Source organism: Flavobacterium sp. WV_118_3, from assembly GCF_039778605.1.
In the GTDB taxonomy this organism is placed as follows: Bacteria; Bacteroidota; Bacteroidia; order Flavobacteriales; family Flavobacteriaceae; genus Flavobacterium.
The window spans coordinates 2,072,242-2,095,529 of record NZ_CP156060.1; the positions used below are offsets into that span (position 1 = coordinate 2,072,242).

General features: G+C 40.3%; 20 protein-coding genes. 17 read left to right on the plus strand and 3 right to left on the minus strand.

The features are described 5' to 3' along the window. Window positions 1-30: 30 nt before the first annotated feature. Together ABFU83_RS09690 and ABFU83_RS09695 are read right to left on the minus strand one after the other, a co-directional pair. Window positions 31-1,800, minus strand: coding sequence for a T9SS type A sorting domain-containing protein (locus tag ABFU83_RS09690; RefSeq protein WP_347065523.1), 1,770 nt, complete (start codon window positions 1,798-1,800; stop codon window positions 31-33). A gap of 195 nt (window positions 1,801-1,995) precedes the next feature. Then, a complete protein-coding gene (locus ABFU83_RS09695; RefSeq protein WP_347065524.1) occupies window positions 1,996-2,517 on the minus strand; it encodes a hypothetical protein in 522 nt (173 codons plus the stop codon). A gap of 234 nt (window positions 2,518-2,751) precedes the next feature. Here ABFU83_RS09695 and ABFU83_RS09700 point away from each other — a divergent pair, with 234 nt between their 5' ends. Genes ABFU83_RS09700 through ABFU83_RS09710 form a run of 3 tightly spaced genes read left to right on the plus strand, consistent with a single transcriptional unit; the run spans window position 2,752 to window position 5,250 of the window. Next, complete coding sequence (locus tag ABFU83_RS09700) at window positions 2,752-3,822, plus strand: endonuclease (protein ID WP_347065526.1); 1,071 nt, start codon at window positions 2,752-2,754, stop codon at window positions 3,820-3,822. A gap of 19 nt (window positions 3,823-3,841) precedes the next feature. After that, window positions 3,842-4,417, plus strand: coding sequence for a transposase (locus ABFU83_RS09705; RefSeq protein WP_347065527.1), 576 nt, complete (start codon window positions 3,842-3,844; stop codon window positions 4,415-4,417). Next, window positions 4,327-5,250 (plus strand): IS3 family transposase, encoded by a 924-nt coding sequence (locus ABFU83_RS09710; RefSeq protein ID WP_347070195.1) that lies wholly within the window; start codon window positions 4,327-4,329, stop codon window positions 5,248-5,250. Before ABFU83_RS09705 ends, ABFU83_RS09710 begins: the two co-directional genes overlap by 91 nt. 97 nt (window positions 5,251-5,347) lie before the next feature. Here the strand turns inward: ABFU83_RS09710 and prfB are convergent. Continuing rightward, window positions 5,348-6,452, minus strand: a protein-coding gene (gene prfB, locus ABFU83_RS09715) for a peptide chain release factor 2 (protein WP_347065529.1) whose coding sequence is annotated in 2 segments (ribosomal slippage) — window positions 5,348-6,388 and window positions 6,390-6,452 — 1,104 coding nt in all. Because the reading frame shifts where the segments join, the coding sequence is not laid out codon by codon here. A gap of 49 nt (window positions 6,453-6,501) precedes the next feature. On the opposite strand from prfB, the gene ABFU83_RS09720 reads away from it, so the two are divergent. The 14 genes from ABFU83_RS09720 (at window position 6,502) to ABFU83_RS09780 (ending at window position 23,248) form a co-directional block, all read left to right on the plus strand. Next, window positions 6,502-7,527: a GntG family PLP-dependent aldolase gene (locus ABFU83_RS09720; protein ID WP_347065531.1), complete on the plus strand. Its 1,026-nt coding sequence runs from the start codon at window positions 6,502-6,504 to the stop codon at window positions 7,525-7,527. Between the two features lie 290 nt (window positions 7,528-7,817). Next, window positions 7,818-9,026, plus strand: coding sequence for a diaminopimelate decarboxylase (gene lysA, locus ABFU83_RS09725; RefSeq protein ID WP_347065532.1), 1,209 nt, complete (start codon window positions 7,818-7,820; stop codon window positions 9,024-9,026). A 124-nt stretch (window positions 9,027-9,150) separates the two neighbouring features. After that, complete coding sequence (locus ABFU83_RS09730) at window positions 9,151-10,566, plus strand: alkaline phosphatase (protein ID WP_347065534.1); 1,416 nt, start codon at window positions 9,151-9,153, stop codon at window positions 10,564-10,566. A gap of 186 nt (window positions 10,567-10,752) precedes the next feature. After that, window positions 10,753-12,057 (plus strand): sigma-54 dependent transcriptional regulator, encoded by a 1,305-nt coding sequence (locus ABFU83_RS09735; RefSeq protein WP_347070207.1) that lies wholly within the window; start codon window positions 10,753-10,755, stop codon window positions 12,055-12,057. 163 nt (window positions 12,058-12,220) lie between these two features. Further along, complete coding sequence (locus ABFU83_RS09740) at window positions 12,221-12,502, plus strand: hypothetical protein (protein WP_136402632.1); 282 nt, start codon at window positions 12,221-12,223, stop codon at window positions 12,500-12,502. An 84-nt stretch (window positions 12,503-12,586) separates the two neighbouring features. Further along, window positions 12,587-12,664, plus strand: a complete 78-nt coding sequence (locus ABFU83_RS17745; RefSeq protein ID WP_136402925.1) for a potassium-transporting ATPase subunit F — start codon at window positions 12,587-12,589, stop codon at window positions 12,662-12,664. An 18-nt stretch (window positions 12,665-12,682) separates the two neighbouring features. Further along, a complete protein-coding gene (gene kdpA, locus ABFU83_RS09745; protein ID WP_347070208.1) occupies window positions 12,683-14,371 on the plus strand; it encodes a potassium-transporting ATPase subunit KdpA in 1,689 nt (562 codons plus the stop codon). Between the two features lie 9 nt (window positions 14,372-14,380). Further along, on the plus strand, window positions 14,381-16,426 hold the full coding sequence (gene kdpB, locus ABFU83_RS09750; protein WP_347065536.1) for a potassium-transporting ATPase subunit KdpB: 2,046 nt from the start codon (window positions 14,381-14,383) through the stop codon (window positions 16,424-16,426). A 21-nt stretch (window positions 16,427-16,447) separates the two neighbouring features. Beyond that, on the plus strand, window positions 16,448-17,011 hold the full coding sequence (locus tag ABFU83_RS09755; RefSeq protein ID WP_347065537.1) for a K(+)-transporting ATPase subunit C: 564 nt from the start codon (window positions 16,448-16,450) through the stop codon (window positions 17,009-17,011). After that, window positions 17,011-18,108, plus strand: a complete 1,098-nt coding sequence (locus tag ABFU83_RS09760; protein ID WP_347065539.1) for a porin — start codon at window positions 17,011-17,013, stop codon at window positions 18,106-18,108. Before ABFU83_RS09755 ends, ABFU83_RS09760 begins: the two co-directional genes overlap by 1 nt. 11 nt (window positions 18,109-18,119) lie before the next feature. After that, on the plus strand, window positions 18,120-19,247 hold the full coding sequence (locus ABFU83_RS09765; protein WP_347065540.1) for a sensor protein KdpD: 1,128 nt from the start codon (window positions 18,120-18,122) through the stop codon (window positions 19,245-19,247). A 6-nt stretch (window positions 19,248-19,253) separates the two neighbouring features. Beyond that, a complete protein-coding gene (locus ABFU83_RS09770) occupies window positions 19,254-20,987 on the plus strand; it encodes an ATP-binding protein (protein ID WP_347065542.1) in 1,734 nt (577 codons plus the stop codon). Between the two features lie 382 nt (window positions 20,988-21,369). Then, window positions 21,370-21,588: a hypothetical protein gene (locus tag ABFU83_RS09775; protein WP_347065543.1), complete on the plus strand. Its 219-nt coding sequence runs from the start codon at window positions 21,370-21,372 to the stop codon at window positions 21,586-21,588. Between the two features lie 112 nt (window positions 21,589-21,700). After that, a complete protein-coding gene (locus tag ABFU83_RS09780; protein WP_347065545.1) occupies window positions 21,701-23,248 on the plus strand; it encodes a hypothetical protein in 1,548 nt (515 codons plus the stop codon). Window positions 23,249-23,288: the final 40 nt, after the last annotated feature.

The window sequence follows — 23,288 nt, forward strand, 5'->3', positions numbered from 1 at the left end:
AACACACTCCTAAAAAAAGATTCCTTTTTATTATTCTTTAATAAATTTCTTAAAAACTATATCAGCATTATTTTCTATTTTAAGAAAATATACCCCTTTTGGCAACTTACTTACATTAATAGAAAGCATATCTTCATTTTTCTCCACATTATTATCAATCGCTATCTCTCTTCCTGTTTCATCTATGATAGTAACAATAGATTTAGATGCTTCAAAAATATTACTCACACTTAAAACTGTTGCAACTGGATTCGGAAAAACAACTGATCGTTTATTTACATCCCAGTTTTGCAGACTATCTCCCATAGTGTTACGTCCTCTGATTCCTCCTGAAACAGTTAGCGATACCTCATTACTGTAATATACTTTTGTAACATTTTGCAAGTTAACAAACGGTCTTTTTGCATAATATTTATAATTAATCGTCAAGACTCTTCTATACTTTACATTTCCACCACGTCCTAAAGATGGAGGTAAATAGTCTTTAGAATTTCCATTCGAATCAACATTCTCCCATGACAAAGACCTGTTTTGCTTTTGCCATTGATATAGTATAGAAAAACTAACAAAAGAATCTAAATCCGAGGGATCTACATGATCATAAATATTAAAAATATATTCAGAACCTGTAATAATTTCTGGTAGTTGTATTCCTGATGCTGATGATATTAGAACCTGATCACAACATATTACATTTTGAGCTGTATTTCCTCGGACTACAATTTCAATTTCATTACTAACTCTGGAAATTCCCTGATATTTAGCAATTCTCCTTACTTTATAACCATATGTTGTATACTGAGGTGTAAAAGTTGTTAAATTGACCGCGGTTGCTCCTACTATATTTACCCATGTATTAAGATGTGTAAAATTTTTATACTGCCATTGATATTCTGTTACATCATCAAATAAATCAAAATGAGACGGTAAATGAGCTGGATTATTCAATATATTCAAGTTAGCTTTTGAAATATTCCCATAAAATTCAACAGTTTTATCTCTACCTATTTCAAATACTCCTTCTGACACCAATACAGCATTAGTTCCTATTGTATTGGATATAATTGGAGTCTGTACCACCGTTATAGTAACTTCATTACTCCTCTTATAAGGATACGCATTTCCAAGTAATCGCGTAAAAGTCATCGTAGAAAACATATAATCTGGATCCAAAGTATTTTTTACATCTGCAGCCTGATTACCTGAGAAGTATCCATTCTGCGAATACCAGCCAGCCGAAATCTGTCCTGCAACAAGATTTCCTGTAATCATATTTGGCTTATCACCATATCGGATTGTCTGATTACAACAAATATCATTTGTTAACGATCCTGTATCAGTAGCAGGGACTTTTTTCCCTCCTACTATACTTTTTTCGGTGCTCAAAAAAGCGGTTGTAGTATTATTAACATACTCACAATACAACACTCCTCCTGATGCATAATACTCGCTGGCATTTAATTGCACACTCACATCAAATGAAGCATTATATGTTATTTGCGTAACAAAAGGGGGATATTGTACTGTAAAAGTGACTGCTTGAATATATTTTTGGACAGGAAACAAAGTATTTTGACTTTCTTTAGTTTTCACATATAGATTTCCAAGAATATTATTTGGATCACCATTAAAAGTCTTCAACTTAGCCTTAAAACTAACATTGATTACATCTTGATTATTAAAATTAATATTGCCCGAAACAACATTATTAACCTTTAAATCTGAAACTTCAACATTTACCTGTGAAATGCAAAGATGTGTTACCAACAGAATTAAAAATGTAACGTAAAATTTTCTCATTTTGAACCAATTTATTTTTTATTAAAGCTACATAAGTAACAAAAAACAAACCTTCAAAAAAAAAAATTTAACTTCCCATCAACAAAATAGACATCTATTCTACATATAATTTACATTTTAAACAACACCAAGCAATTATATAAACAAAAATGCGCTGTAGAAACAACGCATTTTTTTATGATCACAAAATGATTTTTATCGTAATACTTTCACTTTCGAATCATCAATATTATACGCTTTGATCACTGCATTATAATCGGAGTAATCAACTGATTTCCCTCCTTTATTAGCAAAGTAGCCCGGAACAATTACCACCCGGAATGTCTGATTGGTAAGATAAGCCGGCGTTAACGATAGGTCATAATTTCCGCCAGCATAGATATTAAAGTCCGTTCTGGTAAAATCAAAATCATAATCCAATTCACCCTGCGGCAGGTATAAAGTTCTCGGAATCTGTTGCCAGATTGGTGTTGTCGAATTAACCGTACCATTCATACGATAAATCAACATTACATCCGATTGGTACATTCCTGGTATTTGTCGGTAAAAAACGTAGCCATCCGTACTGTTATAACTAAAACTAACATTCTGAAATTCATAAACAGCACTAATCGTATCTCCCGGAGGTCCCACCGGTCCCTGTGGTCCTTCCGGCCCTTCACATCCCTGAATTACAAATGCGGCTACAACGGTTAAAAGTAGAATTATCTTTTTCATATTTTTTGGTTTTAATAGATTATAACAAATATAAGACAATAATCAGGCCAAAAATTATCGTCCCGTTATCATATGCCGTTATTCCTGTAAATATTTACAAAATTATTAAATACATATTCTAATAATTTAAAGCACAAATGTTTAACCCATTATTATTTTAAAAAACTTTAACAGTTAAAATTCTTTTCGCTCCCGGATAAAGAACTTACATTTGCCGTCCAAAATTAATCCACTATGACAAAATTTTACCTATCCGCATTTTTAATGTCGGTAGTAACCGCGTTTGCCCAGATTCCTCAAGGGTATTACAATTCCGCCACCGGAACCGGCTACACTTTAAAAACGCAGTTGTACAACATTATTAAAGGCCATAACGCTAAAAGTTATAATGCGCTTTACACCTGTTATCAAACCTCCGATCGGGACTATTTTTATGAAAACGACGGTACGATTCTGGACATTTATTCTGAAAAACCCAACGGGCCTGATTTTTACAATTTTTCGGCTACCAATACCGGAGATCGTTGCGGAAACTACAGCAATGAAGGTGATTGTTTTAACCGCGAGCATTTAATGCCACAAAGTGTTTTTAATGAAGCTTCTCCAATGGTCTCGGATGCTCACCATATCTTGCCAACCGATGGAAAAGTAAACGGTATGCGTAGCAATTACCCGTTCGGGATGGTCAGTAGCCCGACCTGGACCTCTAAAAACGGTTCGAAATTAGGAAATAATACTACCGCCGGATATTCCGGAAAAGCCTTTGAACCGATCGATGAGTTTAAAGGAGATGTAGCCCGTTGTTTGTTGTATTTCGTAACCCGTTATGAAGATAAAGTAGCTACCTGGAATCATGCGATGCTTAATAATACCAGCAATCAGGCACTGAGCAACTGGTTTAAAAATATATTATTAACCTGGCACAATCAGGATCCGGTAAGTCCGCGTGAAATTGCCCGTAACAATGCGATTTATGCTTTCCAGGGCAATCGTAATCCTTATATTGATCATCCGGAATATGTAGCGATGATCTGGGGTCAGGCACTGGCTACCGATACTTTCGACGCATTGGCTGCTGTTACAGTATATCCGAATCCGTCGAACACTAACCGTATTTCGATTCAATCGGAAAAAGCATTGGACGAAATCACCCTGATTACACTAAACGGACAGGTACTGCAACAAATCAAAAATCCTACCGGAAACCAAGGTACCTATACACTGGAAAACTTACCACAAGGATTCTACTTTGTAAAAATGGCTGCCGAAAACCAGTCAACGACTAGAAAAGTGATCATCAACTAATATAGAAAAAGGGCTACATATGAACTGCCCCCAAAAAGTTAGACACTATTTGGGGGCATTTTTTATGGAAAGAAAAGTCAAGTACAATTATGAATTTAAACTTCATTGTGTAGAAGAAGTATTAAATAAAAACCGCTCAAAGGGCTCAGTTGCTCAGGAGCAAGAAATTAGTAAAACTAATCTTGGAAGATGGATAAACTTCTATCTTAAGTATGGAAAAGAAGGTCTGTTATCCCGTAAGAATCAGAATTACAGTTCCGATTTTAAGCTAAAAGTTATACGTACCATTGATCAGAAGTGTTTATCTTTGAGTCAGGCCTGTTTATTTTTCAACATTCCCAATGATGGGATAATCTTGGCCTGGCAGCGTCAATTTAAAAACCATGGCGCACCAGGTTTAGTACAAAAACCAAAAGGAAAACCCATATCGATGACTTACAAAAGAGCTAAAAAGAAATCCGATAAACCTTTGACCAGAGAAGAAGAGCTTTTACTGGAAAATGAATCTTTACGTGCTCAAGTAGCCTATTTAAAAAAGTTACAAGCCTTAATTCAAGCAGAAGAAGCCGAGCAAAACAAAAGGCACAAACCATAGAGGAATTAAGGCATAACCATGATCTATCTCTTTTATTGGATCATGCAAATATGGCACGGAGTAGTTATTATTATCATCAAAAGAGAAACGCTGTTATTGACAAATATACAGAGCTTAAAGAGTTGATTAAATCGATCTATCATTCTCATAAAGGTCGTCTGGGCTATCGCCGTATCACTCTTGAGATAAGGAATAAAGGTTTTGTAATTAATCACAAGACTGTATTGAAACTAATGAAAGTTTTAGGGCTTAAGAGTTTAATAAGAGTTAAGAAATATAAATCGTATAAAGGAGAACATGGCAAGATAGCACCTAATATATTACAACGGAATTTTAAAGCAGAACAACCCAATCAAAAATGGGCAACTGATATAACCGAATTCAATGTAAAGGGAAAGAAGCTATACTTGTCTCCTGTCATTGATCTATTTAATGGAGAAATAATAAGCTATGAATTATCAGAAAGGCCAAATTTTGAACAGGTCACTAATATGCTTAAAAAGTCATTTAGGAAAATAGCAGATAATACTGGGCTTATATTGCACTCTGATCAAGGATGGCAATACCAAATGAAACAATATCAAAGATTATTGAAGGACAAGGGAGTTACTCAAAGTATGTCAAGAAAAGGGAATTGCTTAGACAATGCTGTTATAGAAAACTTTTTTGGTATTATTAAATCAGAGTTGTTTTATCTTCAAAAGTTTAAATCAACAGAACATTTAAAACAAGAGCTTAAAAAGTACATAAGCTATTACAATAACAATAGAATTAAACTTAATTTAAATGGAATGAGCCCGGTGAAATACCGAGCTCATTATTGTCAAATTTAATTATAAATTTGTCTAACTTTTTGGGAGCACTCTAATATTGTAGCCCTTTTTATTTACACTACACCTGACAGGTTTTTAAAACCTGTCAGGTGTGCTTTTAAGAATTGGTGGTATCTTTTTGTCCCATCATCATCAGATAGGCTTTTAAAAACTCATCCAGTTCGCCATCCATCACACCGTCGACATCGCTGGTTTCATAACCGGTTCGAACGTCTTTTACCAGTTTATACGGATGCATCACATAGTTTCGGATTTGTGATCCCCATTCGATTTTCATCTTATTGGCTTCGATCTCGTCTCGTTTGGCCTGTCGCTTTTTCAATTCGATTTCATACAATTGCGATTTTAACAACTGCATCGCTTTGGTTTTATTATCCAATTGCGAACGGGTTTCGGAATTTTCAATGATAATCCCGGTTGGATGGTGACGTAAACGTACCGCCGTTTCCACCTTGTTTACATTTTGCCCTCCTGCACCACTCGAACGCATGGTTTCCCACGAAATATCCGACGGGCTGATTTCGATTTCGATCGTATCATCGGCCAACGGATAAACATAAACCGATGCAAAGGAAGTATGCCGTTTCGCATTACTGTCGAAAGGTGAAATACGAACCAATCGGTGTACACCGTTTTCTCCTTTTAAATAACCAAAAGAATAATCGCCTTCAAATTCGAGGGTTACGGTTTTAACACCGGCAACCTCACCTTCCTGAAAGTTGAGTTCTTTGATTTTATAGCCCTGACTTTCACCCCACATTAAATACATACGCATTAACATGGCCGCCCAGTCGCAACTTTCGGTTCCACCCGCTCCGGCTGTAATCTGAAGCACGGCACTCATACTGTCGCCTTCGTCCGAAAGCATGTTTCGGAATTCCAGGTTTTCAATATGCGTATTGGTCAGTTCGTATTGTTGATCCAGTTCCTCTTCGGTGGCATCACCTTCTTTAAAAAACTCATGAATGATCTGAAGTTCTTCGGCTAAGGCGACTCCTTTTTCATAATCGTCCACCCATTTTTTCTTGGAACGGATATTTTTAACAATAAGTTCAGCCTCTTTGGCGTTATTCCAAAAGTCCGGTGCAAAGGTTTTCTCTTCTTCGTTGGTAATCTCTATCTGTTTTTTATCGATGTCAAAGATACCTCCTTAACGCACCAAGGCGCTCAATAATATCCTTAATCTGTTCGGTATTTACCATAAATATCGTAGTTTTATACCCGCAAAAATAGACATTCCTTTTTAAATATATGGAAATAAATTTAGTTAGCGATACCGTTACAAAGCCTACTCCCGAAATGCTTCAGCAAATGTTCCGGGCCAAAGTGGGCGACGACGTGTATAAGCAGGATCCCACGGTGATCGAATTGGAAGAAACCGTTGCGGATCTGTTCGGAATGGAAGCCGCGCTTTTTTTTCCTTCCGGAACTATGGCCAATCAGACCGCAATAAAATTGCATACCAATCCCGGCGAACAAATTATATGTGACAAATGGTCCCACATTTTTCATTATGAAGGTGGTGGCGCTTCCTTTAATAGTGGTGTTTCCTGTTGCCTGGTTGATGGCGACCGGGGCATGATAACCGCCAGTCAGGTGGAAGCCAATATTAACGATCCGGAATTTTACCACAGTCCATTAACAAGTCTGGTCAGCATCGAAAATACAACCAATAAAGGCGGTGGTGCCTGTTATGATATTGAAGAATTAAAACGCATCCGACAGGTTTGCCGTGATCACGGTTTAAAATACCATTTGGATGGCGCCCGTTTGTGGAACGCTTTGGTGGCCAAACGCCAGCATCCGAGACAATATGGTGAACTATTCGATACGATTTCGGTTTGTTTGTCGAAAGGTTTGGGTGCTCCGGTTGGCTCGGTTTTATTGGGAAGCCGCGAAGACATGCATAAAGCACTCCGGATTCGTAAGATTTTTGGCGGTGGTATGCGTCAGGCCGGTTATCTTGCCGCAGCGGGTTTATATGCCTTACAACATCATGTTGGCCGACTGGAAGAAGATCATCGCAGAGCCCGACAAATTGGTTCGGTTTTAAAAGAATTACCCTGGGTTGCCAAAGTAGAACCCGTGGAAACCAATATTCTTATTTTCTCCGTAAAATCCCAGTATGACGAGAATGCTATTATCGAAAAACTAAAACAAAAAAACATCTTTATCAGTTCGATGGGCAAAGGAAAATTACGTCTGGTAACCCATCTTGATTACCGTGAAGTGATGCATTCTTATGTATTGGAATCTTTACAAAAAATGACGTTTTAAAACTTTTTGTTATATTAAAATATAAGCCGCTAAAAGTATCACACTGATAGCGGTTTTTTATTTCAACTGACTAAATCATTCTAAATCAAGGCCATTTCAGCGTCATCATTATACTTCACCCATTGATCAAATCCATAAATTAGTTACGATTTTCGCAATAAAAAACAATAAAAATATCGAAATAATATCTTTTCAACAAGATTACATGGGTATTTACTAATTATTCACACCAACTTCAACACAAACCGGATGATTTTTATATTTGTTTTTAGTAACAAATTTTATATAGCATGCAAAACAATCATTTACTTTCAGTAGCGGAAGCATTTGGCAGTCCTGTTTATGTATACGACGCCGAAAAAATGCAATCACAGTACCAACGTTTAACCAATGCTTTTTCCAAGGTGGAAAAGTTGCGCATCAATTATGCAGTCAAGGCATTGTCGAACCTATCTGTTCTTAAGCTACTGAAGAAGATGGGATCGGGGCTTGACACGGTATCTATTCAAGAGGTACAGTTAGGCTTACTTGCAGGCTTTACGCCCGAGCGAATCATCTATACGCCTAACGGGGTTTCGATGGAAGAAATCGAGGAAGTAGCACAACTGGGCGTTCAGATCAATATCGATAATTTATCCATTTTGGAGCAATTCGGAGCCAAACATCCAACCACACCCGTTTGTATCCGAATCAATCCACATGTCATGGCGGGCGGTAACTCGAATATTTCCGTAGGCCATATCGATAGCAAATTCGGAATTTCGATTCATCAGGTACCCCATTTGCTGCGGATTATCGAAAATACACAAATGCACATCAACGGGATTCATATGCACACCGGTTCGGATATTCTGGACATTGAGGTGTTTTTATATGCGGCCGAAATATTATTTGAAACGGCCAGTCATTTTAAAGAACTGGAATTTATCGACTTCGGAAGCGGTTTTAAAGTACCCTATAAAAAAGACGATATCGAAACCAATGTCGAAGAACTGGGAAAAAAATTATCCCGTCGTTTTAATGCCTTTTGCAAAGAATACGGTCGCGAACTTACATTGGCTTTCGAGCCGGGTAAATTCCTGGTGAGCGAAGCCGGTTATTTTCTGGCTAAAGTAAATGTGGTCAAACAAACCACCTCAACCGTTTTCGCGGGTATCGACAGCGGTTTTAATCATCTCATTCGCCCGATGTTTTACGGATCGCAACATCATATCGAAAACATTTCCAATCCAAAAGGGAAAGAGCGTTTTTATACCGTTGTGGGTTATATTTGTGAAACCGATACCTTTGGCAGTAACCGTCGGATTTCCGAAATCAAAGAGGGCGATATACTGTGTTTCCGCAATGCCGGAGCCTATTGTTTTTCGATGTCGTCCAATTACAATTCGAGAGTACGCCCGGCCGAAGTGCTTTGGTATAACGGAAAAACACACCTGATTCGCGAGCGGGAAACCTTCGAAGACATCATCCGTAATCAGGTTATTGTAGATTTTGAATAAAAATATAAGACAATTTAAGAAAAGAGCCTCACAATAAGGCTCTTTTTACTTAAAATAACACTAAGATAAAACGGCTTAATCAATTGTTTTTTACCTTTGAAGCCTAATTACAGCATTATACAACATGGACAGAAGGAGATTTTTTAGAAACGGTTCGATTTTTACTTTAGGCGCTGCCCTGGTAAATCCATTGGATGCCGTTTCCAATACACTTGAATTTGACACAGTTCGAAAAAATAAAAAAGCAAAAAACATCATTTTCCTGGTAAGCGACGGGATGAGTACCGGAACTTTAAATATGACCGATTTGTATCTGAATCGCAAAATGGGTCACGGTTCCAATTGGCTACAATTATACCGCGACAGCCGCATTAACCGCGCACTGATGGATACTGCCTCGGCGAGTTCGATCGTTACGGATTCTTCTGCGGGTAGTTCTTCCTGGGGAGGTGGTTTCCGTGTAAACAACGGTTCCCTTAACGTAGGGCCTAACGGAGAAGTCCATATGCCGATCTGGCAAAAATTTAAAAAATCCGGAAAAATGGCGGGTTGTGTAACCACTGTTCCGATTACGCATGCCACTCCGGCCGGTTTTTGTGTGAACAGCAAAAGTCGTAATGCACAGGAAGATATCGCCGAACAATATCTGGAACTGGGATTTGATATCATGATGGGTGGTGGAAACAATTATTTCAGTCCGGAAATCCGAAAAGATAAAAAAGATATGTATGCGGCTTATAAAGCCAAAGGGTATCAGGTAGCGCGTAATCGTAACGAAATGTTGGCCGCCGATATGCATAAACCGATTCTGGGTGTGTTTTATGACGATGCCTTACCATATAGCATCGACCGTAAAAGCAGTAAAGAATTAACCGAGAATATCCCGACTTTAGCCGAAATGGCACAAAAAGCAATCGATCGTATGAAGGATCATAAAAATGGTTTTGTACTACAGATTGAAGGCGGAAAAGTGGACTGGGCGGCACATGCCAACGATATCGGAGCGTTGATTTACGATCAGGTGGCGTTTGATGAAGCTGTAAAAGTAGCCATCGATTTTGCCGAAAAAGATAAGGAAACCTTAGTGATCATTACAACCGATCACGGCAATGCAAATCCGGGTGTGATTTATGGTAAATACGCCAATGCGAATTTCGACAGTATTCAAAACTATACCCAAACCAACGAGTGGATTCTAAACTCCATTAGTCCGCAATCGACGGTAAAACAGGTTCACGACATTATCGAACATGCCAACGGTAAGACCATAACCGATGAGGATGCCAAAACCGTTTTAAGTTATTACGACGGCCTACATAAGGAAGACGGCTTGTACAACTACAAAAAGTTACCGTATAAAGCGTTTTCCGAAATGCAGCAAAAAACAAACTCCGTGGGTTGGATCAGTATGGATCACTCCGCCGATTATGTAGAGCTGGCCATGTTTGGTCCGGGTAGCGATTTACTAAAACCATTTGTAAAAAATACCGATTTACACTATCTGATGCTTCAGGCAGCAGAAGTGGAAAATAAATTTTAATCCAAACCTGTCTGGTATTCGAGACCTGACAGGCTTTATTTTTTATAACAATTGAACAGACCTGTCAGGTTTTTGAAACCTGACAGGTCTTTCTATGTACTTATTTAATAACTTTGCTTTGCATTTAAGTCTTTCCCCTTGAAAAAAATACTGATCATAGACGATGAAGAAAAACTGCGTTCCCTGATGGCGCGCATTATCGGTTTGGAAAATTTTGAAGTCTTCCAGGCTGGCGATTGTAAATCCGGTTTAAAAAAACTGGAGCAAAATCCTGTTGATGTTGTTCTATGCGACGTAAAGCTTCCCGATGGCAATGGCGTGGAACTCACCCAAATAATCAAGGAAAAATATCCAAATGTCGAGGTGATTTTGCTTACCGCTTACGGGAATATTCCCGATGGCGTACAGGCAATTAAAAACGGAGCCTTCGATTATATCGTAAAAGGTGACGATAACAATAAAATCATTCCGTTGTTGCACCGGGCTATCGAGAAAAGCACACTAACCAAACGGGTTGCCCAACTGGAAGCCCGACTGGAAACCAAATTTTCGTTTGACGGCATCATTGGAAACTCCAAAACGTTACGGCAAGCGATCGAACTGGCCAAAAAAGTCGCTGTAACCGATACAACCGTGTTACTAACCGGGGAAACCGGTACCGGAAAAGAAGTTTTCGCACAGGCGATCCATCAATCCGGAGAACGGAAAAATAAAAATTTTGTCGCAATTAACTGTTCGGCTTTTAGTCACGACTTGTTGGAAAGTGAAATGTTTGGTCATATCGCCGGTGCTTTTACCGGAGCCAATAAAGACAAAAAAGGACTTTTTGAAGAAGCGCATAACGGTACGATTTTTCTCGATGAAATCGGCGAAATGCCTCTGGATTTACAGGCCAAACTTTTACGCGTACTCGAAAACGGAGAGTTTATTAAAGTGGGCGAAAGTAAAGTGACCCAAGTAAACGTTCGTGTTATTGCCGCCACCAACCGAAACCTGCTCAAAGAAATCGAAAACGGACATTTCCGTCAGGATTTGTATTACCGGCTATCCGTGTTTCAGATTCCACTTCCGGCTTTAAAAGACCGCCCTTCCGATATTGAACAACTGGCTCTAAACTTTCTTCAGTTTTTTAGTATCCGAACCAATAAAAAAATCAAAACCATTTCCGACGATTGTTTGCAACTTTTAAAACGACATACCTGGCCCGGTAATATCCGAGAATTAAAAAACATCATCGAGCGAGGTGTGATTCTGGAAACCGAAACAACACTAACCCCTGGTAGCTTGCCACTGGAATTACAGCAATTGCAAGATGAAACAAGAAACGATGCTACCACTATCCTATCTGCTTTTTCATTGGCTGCAGCCGAAAAAATACACATCCAAAAAGTACTGAATCATACCAACGGAAACAAAACCGAAACAGCACGATTACTCAATATTGCGCTAACAACGCTCTACCGCAAACTGGACGAATACCGTATCCAATAAAAAACCCTATCGTTTTGAAAGTACAACCCTATCGTTTTGATAGGGTTTTTCGTTTGGCATAAGTTCGTTAAAAAAATAAAAACCTTAAAATCAAGACTTTAGACCGTATTCTAAAAATTCGGATCGGCATTTGGTTATAAAACGGTAAATAATTTTAATCCTTATGAAAACATTCAACGAAACCCTGGTTCAAAAAATGGAACGTCTGGCAAATCTTACCATTCAAAGTTTGCAATCGGGGAAAACAGTTTGTACCAAAAGATGTCTGAATCTGGCCGATCAACTGTTGCAAAAAGGCAATGCCGAAATGAAAAATGCCATTACCAATGTATACCTCTTTTCTGTTTCTCATTATATGGAACTGAATCGGTATCCGATGGCCAAATTACTTCCGGTGAGCTTGCACAAAGAGTATATCAAACAAATTAATACCTCCGGAGTATGATGACCATTATTTTAACCGTAACCGGGTTATTGTGTTTTGCCCTGTTATACCTGTCTGTTTTTTATTTTGATAAAATCTAATGAAATGATACTACTGTTTTTTATAGCACTGGCGGTTTTTGCCTATATCTGTTATGTTCTGCTAAAGCCCGAAAAATTCTAAAACCCAAAAACGAAAATGATGAATACAGAAATTATAGGAATCATAGCAATGTTCGCCATCACACTGGTAGCAGCGCTGCCATTGGGAAAATACATTGCCAAAGTCTATTCGGGACAAAGAACATTTCTCGATCCGGTTTTTAATCCGATCGAAAAACTGTTTTTTAAATCCAGCGGAATAGACGCTTCAAAAGAAATGAACTGGAAACAGCATTTGATTGCTTTATTAGCGATCAATGTGGTTTGGTTTGTCCTCGGAATGGCCGTATTACTTTGTCAGGGTTGGTTACCGTTAAACCCGGATCACAACCCAAATATGACACCCGATCTGGCTTTTAATACCATTATCTCGTTCCTTGTTAATTGTAACCTGCAACATTATTCCGGAGAAACCGGTGTCAGTTATCTGAGTCAGTTGCTTTTAATGTTCCTACAGTTCGTTTCCGCAGGGATCGGACTGGCAGCTGCAGCGGTGTTGTTTAACGCTTTAAAAGAGCGTACCACCGAAAAGCTGGGGAATTTTTACAACTATTTTATTAAATCTTGCACGCGCATTCTCCTACCAATATCCGTGATCACGGCTGTAATCCTTTTATGGAACGGTACGCCGATGACGTTTAACGGTAAAGATACGATGACGACCTTACAAGGTGATACCGTCCAGGTTTCCACCGGACCGGCTGCGGCTTTTGTAGCGATTAAGCACGTCGGTACCAACGGAGGTGGTTTTTTCGGAGCCAATTCTGCACATCCCTTTGAAAACCCGAATTATGTCACCAATATGACGGAAATGATTGCTCAGATGATCATTCCTTTTGCGATGCTCTTCGCCCTTGGTTTTTATCTGAATCGCCGTAAATTGTCCTGGATGATTTTTTCGGTGATGACGATCGGTTTTCTAGCATTGGCTGTTCCGACAATAGTGACCGAAATGAACGGAAATCCGGCGATAACCAAAATGGGAATCAATACCACACAAGGTGCTACCGAAGGAAAAGAAACCCGATTTGGAGCTGCGGCTTCCGGATATTGGAGTATTGCTACCACGGTAATTTCAACCGGATCGGTCAATTCGATGCACGATAGTAGTATGCCACTTTCCGGAATGAATGAGTTATTGGCCATGATGGTGAATTGTTTTTACGGCGGTTGTGGCGTGGGAATACTTAACTTTTACATCTTTATCATACTTGCCGTATTCATTAGTGGCTTGATGGTCGGACGTACACCGGAATTTTTAGGTAAGAAAATCGAAGCACGCGAAATGAAGATCGCAATGATCATCGCACTAATACACCCGTTCCTGATTTTAGTCGGTACGGCCTTATCTACGGCTTTCCCGGAACAAGGTGCGAGTACGCTAAACAATCCCGGATTCCACGGATTTAGTGAGATCTTATACGAATATACCTCATCGGCTGCCAATAACGGTAGCGGTTTCGAAGGTTTGGGCGACAACAACCCGTGGTGGAACATCACGACCGGCATCGTATTACTACTTTCCCGATTCCTGCCTATTATTGGTCCGATAGCCATTGCCGGTATTCTGGCTGCTAAAAAGCATATCCCGGAAAGTGCCGGAACCTTAAAAACCGATACGGCTACTTTCGGATTGATGACGTTTGCCGTGATTGCGATCATCGCTGCCTTATCATTCTTCCCTGCCCTGACACTCGGTCCTATTGCGGAATATTTTTCAATGAAATAAAACACTACCATGAAAACCAAAAATCAGTCTTTGTTTCAAAAAGAATTGCTGTTGGAAGCGTTGAAACAATCTTTTGTAAAACTCAACCCGGTGAGCCTTTTCCGGAATCCAATCATGTTTACCGTCGAAATCGGTACCGCCGTGATGTTGGGCGTATGCCTTTGGATTCTGACCGGAGAAACGGCACAGGGAAGTTTTGCCTATAATTTCACAGTGTTTTTAATACTGTTGTTTACGCTTTTGTTTGCCAATTTTGCGGAAGCCATTGCGGAAGCACGTGGTAAAGCTCAGGCCGACAGTCTGCGAAAAACCCGTGAAGAAACACCTGCCAAAAAAATAGAACAGGTCGGCGAATTGTATGTGAACGAGATCACCATCGTTCCGTCGTCCAGTCTCAAAAAAGGCGATCTTTTTATTTGCGAAGCCGGCGATATTATCCCAACCGACGGTGAAATCGTGGAAGGTCTTGCTACCATTGACGAAAGTGCCATTACCGGCGAAAGTGCTCCGGTGATTCGTGAAGCCGGTGGGGATAAAAGTTCCGTAACCGGCGGTACCAAAGTTTTATCGGATAAAATCAAAGTTCAGGTAACGGCCGAACCCGGGGAAAGTTTCCTCGATAAAATGATCGCGCTCGTAGAAGGTGCTTCCCGACAAAAAACACCAAATGAAATTGCATTAACAATATTATTAGCCGGATTTACACTGGTATTTATTATCGTTTGTGTTACGTTAAAACCTTTTGCCGATTACGCCAACATTCCGATCACGATTGCGGCCTTTATTTCCCTTTTTGTCTGTCTGATTCCTACCACTATTGGCGGTTTACTATCGGCGATCGGGATTGCCGGAATGGATCGTGCGTTACGCGCCAATGTAATTACAAAATCCGGTAAAGCTGTGGAAACGGCCGGTGACATCGATGTATTGTTACTGGATAAAACCGGAACCATTACCATCGGTAACCGAAAAGCCACGCATTTTCACCCGATCAACGGTATGAATGAAAATGATTTTATAAAAGCCTGCGCGTTGTCCTCTTTAGCCGATGAAACCCCCGAAGGAAAATCCATTGTAGAACTGGCCGGTAAAGAGTTGACACAAAGTCTATCGATTAAAGGTGCCACATTGATTCAGTTTACGGCCGAAACCCGCTGTAGTGGTGTGAATCTGGCCGACGGTATCCGAATCCGAAAAGGAGCTTTTGATGCCATTCGCAAACTAAGCGAAAGCGCCGGGTTTCCGTTTCCTAAGGAGATTACCGATGCCGTAACTAAAATTTCCGGGAATGGCGGTACACCTCTGGTTGTTTCTCAAAATGAAAAGGTTATCGGGGTAATCGAATTACAGGATATCATCAAAACCGGAATCAGCGAACGATTTGAACGATTGCGTAAAATGGGCGTTAAAACCGTAATGGTAACCGGAGATAATCCGCTTACCGCCAAATTTATCGCTGAAAAAGCCGGTGTGGATGATTTTATTGCTGAAGCGAAACCGGAAGATAAAATGAACTATATCAAAGCCGAACAGCAAAAAGGAAAACTGGTTGCGATGATGGGCGACGGTACAAACGATGCGCCGGCACTCGCTCAGGCCGATGTGGGGGTTGCCATGAATAGCGGAACACAAGCAGCCAAAGAAGCCGGTAATATGGTCGACTTGGATAACGATCCAACCAAACTGATTGAGATTGTTGAAATCGGGAAACAGTTACTAATGACACGCGGTACACTAACGACCTTTAGTATCGCAAACGACGTGGCCAAGTATTTTGCGATTATCCCGGCCTTGTTTATCACCGCGATTCCGGCCCTACAGGGATTGAATATTATGAAACTCCACAGTCCGGAAACGGCCATTTTATCGGCTGTAATCTTTAATGCTGTTATTATCCCGTTCCTGATTCCACTGGCTTTAAAAGGGGTTGCTTATAAACCAATCGGTGCTTCGGCGCTGTTACGTCGCAACCTGCTGATTTATGGCCTTGGCGGGATACTCGTTCCTTTTATCGGAATCAAGCTCATCGATATGATGGTCGCCTTGTTCTTTTAAACACATCTTAAATTAAAAATTATGAAAAATTATATCCTATCCGGCATCAAACTAACCCTGGTGTGTATCGTGTTCTTTGCCGGAATCTACACCCTGTTTATCTGGGGAATTGCGCAACTGGCGCCCAATAATGGCAAAGGGGAAATCGTGACTTATAAAGGTAAAACCTATTATTCCAATATAGGACAATCCTTTACCGCTCCGAACTATTTTAATTCCCGACCATCGGCTGTTAACTATAATGCAGCCGGTTCCGGTGGAAGCAACAAAGGCCCAAGCAATCCGGAATACCTGGCTGAGGTTCAAAAGCGAATCGATACCTTCCTGATTCAGAATCCCGGTATTTCCAAAAAGGACGTTCCGGCAGAATTGGTTACTGCCAGTGGTAGCGGATTGGATCCGGATATTTCGGTACAGGCGGCCAAAGTTCAGGTGAACCGTATCGCTAAAATTCGTGCCATCGAACCGGGCCGATTAAATCAATTAATTTCCGAAAATACCACAAAACCAGTATTCGGTCTTTTCGGGCCTGAAAAAATCAATGTCTTACAATTAAATATCGCCCTCGATAAATTACAATCCTAATGAATACCAAAATTTTCCATTCGACCTTAATCGCGTTAGTTTCTTCCTTTGGCTTACAGGCACAAACCGAAAATGACAATGCGGAAAAAAAATCGCCTTTAACTGTTAGTGGCTACCTTGAAACTTATTATGCCTACGATCTGAACGCACCGGAAAACAATACCCGCCCCGGTTTTATCTATTCGCATAACCGTCATAACGAAATCAACCTGAATCTCGGTTTTATCAAAGCGAATTACGAAAAAGACAAGGTAAGAGCCAATCTGGCTATCATGGCCGGAACGTATAGCAATGCGAATCTCGCTTCGGAAGCCGGTGTTTTAAAAAACATTTACGAAGCCAATGCCGGAATCCGATTGTCCGAAAAACACAACCTTTGGGTTGATGCCGGGATTTTTGCTTCCCACATCGGTTTTGAAAGTGCTGTTAGTAAAGATTGCTGGACATTAACCCGAAGCATTCTTGCCGATAACTCTCCATATTACGAAAGCGGTGCGAAGCTATCGTATACGTCACCAAGTCAGAAATGGTTTATTAGCGGACTGGTGCTAAATGGTTGGCAACGTATCCAACGGGTAGACGGGAACAAATCGCTGGCTTTTGGCCACCAGGTTACCTATAAACCCAACAGTAAGGTTACGTTAAACAGTAGCTCTTTTATCGGAAACGACAAACCTGCGGTGGAGAAACGCATGCGTTATTTTCACAATTTTTACGGTCAGTTCCAACTAAACCCGAAATGGGGATTGATCACCGGATTTGACAGCGGTGCCGAACAAAAAGAAAAACACAGTAATAGCTATAATCTTTGGTATTCACCGGTGCTTATCGTAAAATATTCCGCTTCCGACAAAATCAGTCTGGCGGCTCGCGGTGAATATTATTCCGATAAAAACGGGGTTATTATCAGTACCGGTACACCAAACGGGTTTCAGACATTCGGATATTCCGTAAATTTGGATTACAAAATCATGGATAACGTTGTATGGCGCATAGAAGCCCGTAACTTAAACAGTAAAGATGCTATTTTTACCCGCGATGCAGAACCGGTTACCAATAATTTTGTTGCCGTTACCTCATTGGCTGTTTCATTTTAAAACTGCATATTTTGGAAAATAACAGAGAAGATAACGTACAACATTTTCTCGACTTGATTCGAAAATCAAGAAAGGGAAAATTCAAAGTGTATATCGGGATGAGTGCCGGTGTGGGCAAAACCTATCGTATGCTCCAGGAAGCTCATTCCCTGTTAAAAAACGGAATCGACATTAAAATCGGTTTTATCGAAACCCATAACCGTAAGGAAACCCACGAGCTACTCGCGGGTTTACCTGTTGTTCCGCGTCGGAAACTGTTTTATAAAGGCAAAGAACTCGAAGAAATGGATGTTCAGGCGATTATTAATCTCCGTCCGGAAGTCGTTATTGTCGATGAACTCGCGCATACCAATATCGAAGGCAGTAAAAACGAAAAACGCTGGCAGGATGTAATCGAGATTCTCGATGCGGGCATTAATGTGATTAGTGCCGTGAATATTCAGCATATCGAAAGTCTGAATGAATCGGTTAAAAACATTACCGGGATCGAAGTTAAAGAGCGGATTCCCGACAGTGTGCTGGCGCAAGCCGATGAGGTAGTGAATATCGATTTAACCGCCGATGAACTGATTACCCGTTTAAAAGAAGGGAAAATATACGAAGCGGGAAAAATCGAAATGGCGTTGCGCAATTTCTTTAAAGGCGAACATATCCTGCAGTTACGCGAACTGGCACTAAAAGAAGTCGCCAGTCAGGTGGAACGGAAAGTCGAAACGGAAGTCATTAAAAACAAAAACATCCGACAGGAAAAACTGATGGCTTGTATTAGCACTAACGAAAAAACAGCCAAAAGGGTGATTCGAAAAACCGCGCGGCTTGCCAATTATTATAACAGCAAATGGTTTGTGCTCTACGTGCAACTTCCGGATGAAAGCGCCGATAAGATTGCACTCGATAAACAACGTCACCTGATCAACAATTTTAAACTGGCTACGGAACTCGGTGGCGAAGTACTAAAAATTGAACATACCAAAATTTCCAAAGCCATTATCGAACAGGCCGAACTCAAAAAAATAACCACCGTTTGTATTGGTAAGCCGCGTATGAATTTCCTGAAAATTATTCTTTCGACAAACGTTTTTAAAGAATTGCTGAATAAACTATCTTCGAGTGATATTGACCTGATCATTTTAAGTTAACGCCAAATGAAAATAAAAACCAAATTGACCCTCGGTGTCGGATTACTCTTTTTCCTGATCGTATTACTCGTCGCATTGGGTGTCCGACAATTGCATACGTTGGCGAACGATACCGAAAATATATTGGTCGATAATTACAATTCGCTCGACTATTCCCGGAATATGCTAAAAGAACTGGATAAAATTGAAACCGACAAACAGTCACTCGAAAAATTTCAGCATTATCTCGAACTCCAAAGTCGGAATATTACTGAAATTGGCGAAAAAGAACTAACCGAAAACCTGCTCGAGGATAGCCAAACATTCCTCCAGCAACCGGATAACAAAACGGTTATTCTTTTGATTCGGAACGACCTGAATGCCATTATGAAACTCAATATGGATTCCATTCAGCGGAAAAGTATTGTGGCTTCCCAAACGGCCGACCGTGCGATTCTTTGGATTTCCATTACCGGTTCGATGTGTTTTATTATTGCCTTTACATTATTGATCAACCTACCAAGTACAATCGCCGATCCGATAAAAGACCTGACCGAAAGTATCCGTCAGATTGCCGGTAAAAACTACTCCCGACGCGTACATTTTGAAGGACATAGCGAATTTGGCGATCTGGCCCGCTCTTTTAATACGATGGCCGAAAAACTACAGGAATACAGCGATAGCAGTCTTGCCCGTTTGATGATGGAAAAGAAACGGATAGAAACCCTGATCAACAATATGCACGACCCGGTAATCGGATTGGATGATACCCAAAAGATTTTGTTTGCCAATGAAGAAGCCTTAAAAATATCCGGACTCAAATCGGCCGATATTATCGGGAAACCGGTTCAGGATATCGCGGTGTATAACGATCTGATCCGCTCGCTGATTCAGCATTTGGCCGGAAATAGTGCCGATAATTCTTCTAAAAACGAAACCCTGACAATCTATGCCGATAACAAAGAAAGTTATTTCGAAAAACAGATCGTCCCGATTGTGATCACGCCTACCGGAGAAACCGAAAAAAAAGAAATCGGTTCGTTTATCATCCTACGTAATGTTACGCTATATAAGGAGCTCGATTATGCGAAAACCAATTTTATCGCTACCGTTTCCCATGAGTTTAAAACGCCTATCGCTTCGATGAAAATGAGTTTGCAACTATTGGAAAACGAAAGTATCGGTCCATTGAACGAAGAACAACAACATCTGATTGCCAGTATTAAGGACGATACCAAGCGTTTACTGCGAACCACCGGCGAGCTACTCAACATCACGCAGGTGGAAACCGGAAAAACGCAATTGGAAATCGAGAAAAGCAATGTCCTTCAAATTGTAACCGAAGCCGTGGACGCTACGCAAAAACTCGCCGAACAGAAAAACATCAAACTTTTTACGGCATTTCCCGATACGATTTCCGAAGTCTGGGCCGATCGCGAAAAAACAACCTGGGTGATTTCCAACCTCATCACCAATGCGATTCGCTATTCGTATGAAAATGCAAGTATACAGGTACAACTTTCGGAAGACGATTCGTATGTAAAAATTATAGTAAAAGACTCCGGACTCGGTATTTCGTCCCAATATACCAGTAAAATATTCGATCGTTATTTCCGGATTCCCGGCTCGGAAAAAGAAGGCACCGGTCTCGGATTGGCCATTAGTAAAGAATTTATCGAAGCTCAACAGGGATTGATCACTGTAGAAAGTGAACTCGGCTCCGGTAGTACTTTTACCGTATTCCTAAAAAAAACAATTTAAAATAACGTCAAAACGCTTTAAAAAAAGCCGTTGATTTTTCTGGAAATCAACGGCTTTTTCTGTGTCCAAACCGGATTTCTGCCTTTTTTAAAAAACCGGATTTTACTATTCTTCACAACTTCCTTAAAAACGACAAAAAACATAATCAACTAAAAGCCAACCATTTAACAAATACATCTAACCAAATTTAGGGAGGCTTTTTATGGGTGAATTTCCCGTTATCGCAAGGGAATATATCCCCGTTTAAAATACGGGAATATCCTCTTTTTCAACACATTGAACTAATGCAATTTTACACCAACAAACAAAACCATTCAAAAACGGAGGTCAAATCCTTCGATTGGTAAACCAAAAAATAACATTCATTAAAAACATTGAAATCATGAACAACAAATTAATTTTTAGAGCAGTGATGATCATCATCATTATTATCGGAGGTGTAATCATCATTATCGGGAGAAAACCGATTCCGGAACCTATTTGTATCGTATGTGGACGAAACATCCTGACCTTTTTAGGAATCATCGAAGTCGTATTGGGTGCTATCGCGTTAAACCTTCACAATAAAATCGTCAATACAAAAATCAATGTGGGGCGTTAATCCATCCTTTTAAAAAGGACATCAATCAAAATCGAACAGTTAATCCAATCAGGGCGGTATCCGAAAAGCCCGGAACAGAGTAGGAAATCATCAATCAAAACAATCAAACACTATGGGAACATTCACACCTATGCCGGATGAAACCGAATTCATGAACGTTATCTTAGGAGACGTATTTAAAAAATTAACCAACGGAGGCGATCCGAAAATGTTAGGTCCCAACAATTTTGTGGCCTGGGAGCCGGTAGCCAGCGTAATCGACAAAACCGCTTTTGAATATGCACACAAAGGGTTTACCGGTAGCGCACCAAAACTGGAAGGAATGACCGACGAAGAGTATACCGACCTTCGTAACGAGAAAAAATATTCGGCCTATGCCCATGCGGAAGAATTTGCACGACTGGTGGATCAGATTCCAAGCAATATCCCGGAAAAGGATAAAGATGGTAGCCGTAAGTTTACTATTTTCAGTTCGCAAAATGATCATACCGTATCGAACGTCTATAGCGATATCATGGAATTTTGCGTGGTAAAAGATTCCAAAATCGATCCTAAAGTCGAGAAAAAGCTGGAAAAATTAAGAGACGAGTTATTCACCATCAAAAAATTAAAAAATCCGGATTATGACGACAGTATGCCCGAACATCCGGACGACAACCCGAAGTATGTTTTCAACACCTTCCCTTCTCCGAAATACGTCAAATACCTGGAATATGAAGCCTTGTTTTATGATGCCGACGATCGCTTGGCGGAGTTAAAAAGACGTGTGGATCTTCAGGATCCGGATGCGATGGCCGAAATGACCATTTCGGGTAAAAACTATATCAAAAAACGTGACGATGCCTTGAAAAGATGGGAATCGATGGGTTATAAAGGTGCCGTTGAAAAAATCATGAACTATATCGACGAAATCGAAAGCAGCAACTTTATCACTGTTAAAAAACGCTATGAATCGGAATTACTGGCCGCCAAAAGAACCGGATTGGGCGGTATGAATACCTACTATTATTCGGCGCCACTACCGGCGACAACTTTGGCCAATTCGACACAATGGATAGACTATAAGTTTACAAAATCGAGTTACGATACGAGTTATAAAAACACCAAACACAGTTGGTCGGCTGCGGCTTCCTACCTGGGCGTTTTTGGCGGAACAGCCAGCGGATCGCATCAAAAAATCGATTCCAGCTATAATTTCAACGACTTTGAAATGAGCTTTAAACTGGGTAAATGTTTTATCAGCCGTCCGTGGTTGGGTACCACTTTTATCAAATCCCGATTCTGGAAATACTCCAAAACCGGTCAGGATATCGTAAACAACCAAATGGTGAGCGACGGAAACGGTGGCGGATTAATGCCGGCCGTAACCACGGAACTTTACTTTATTACCGATCTTAAAATCGGATTTAAAAAAGGAAGTGATTCCTATAAAAAAGTAGAAAACCATGTCGGTGCCGGTGCCGGAGTTCACTTCGGATTGTTTTCCATTGGCGGAAGCTATGGTTACGACGATACCCGTGTGAATTCTTCCGGAGAACGATCGGAACAGGGAATGGCCTCGAAAGGAATTTTACTGATCGGACGAAAATGTAACATCCTCGATTTATCACCTAACCCACTTCCATCGATTAAAGATGACGAATGGGTAGAAGTTAATTAATCCTTATAATTCCAGGCAATTCCAAATACCAACTCCGGTA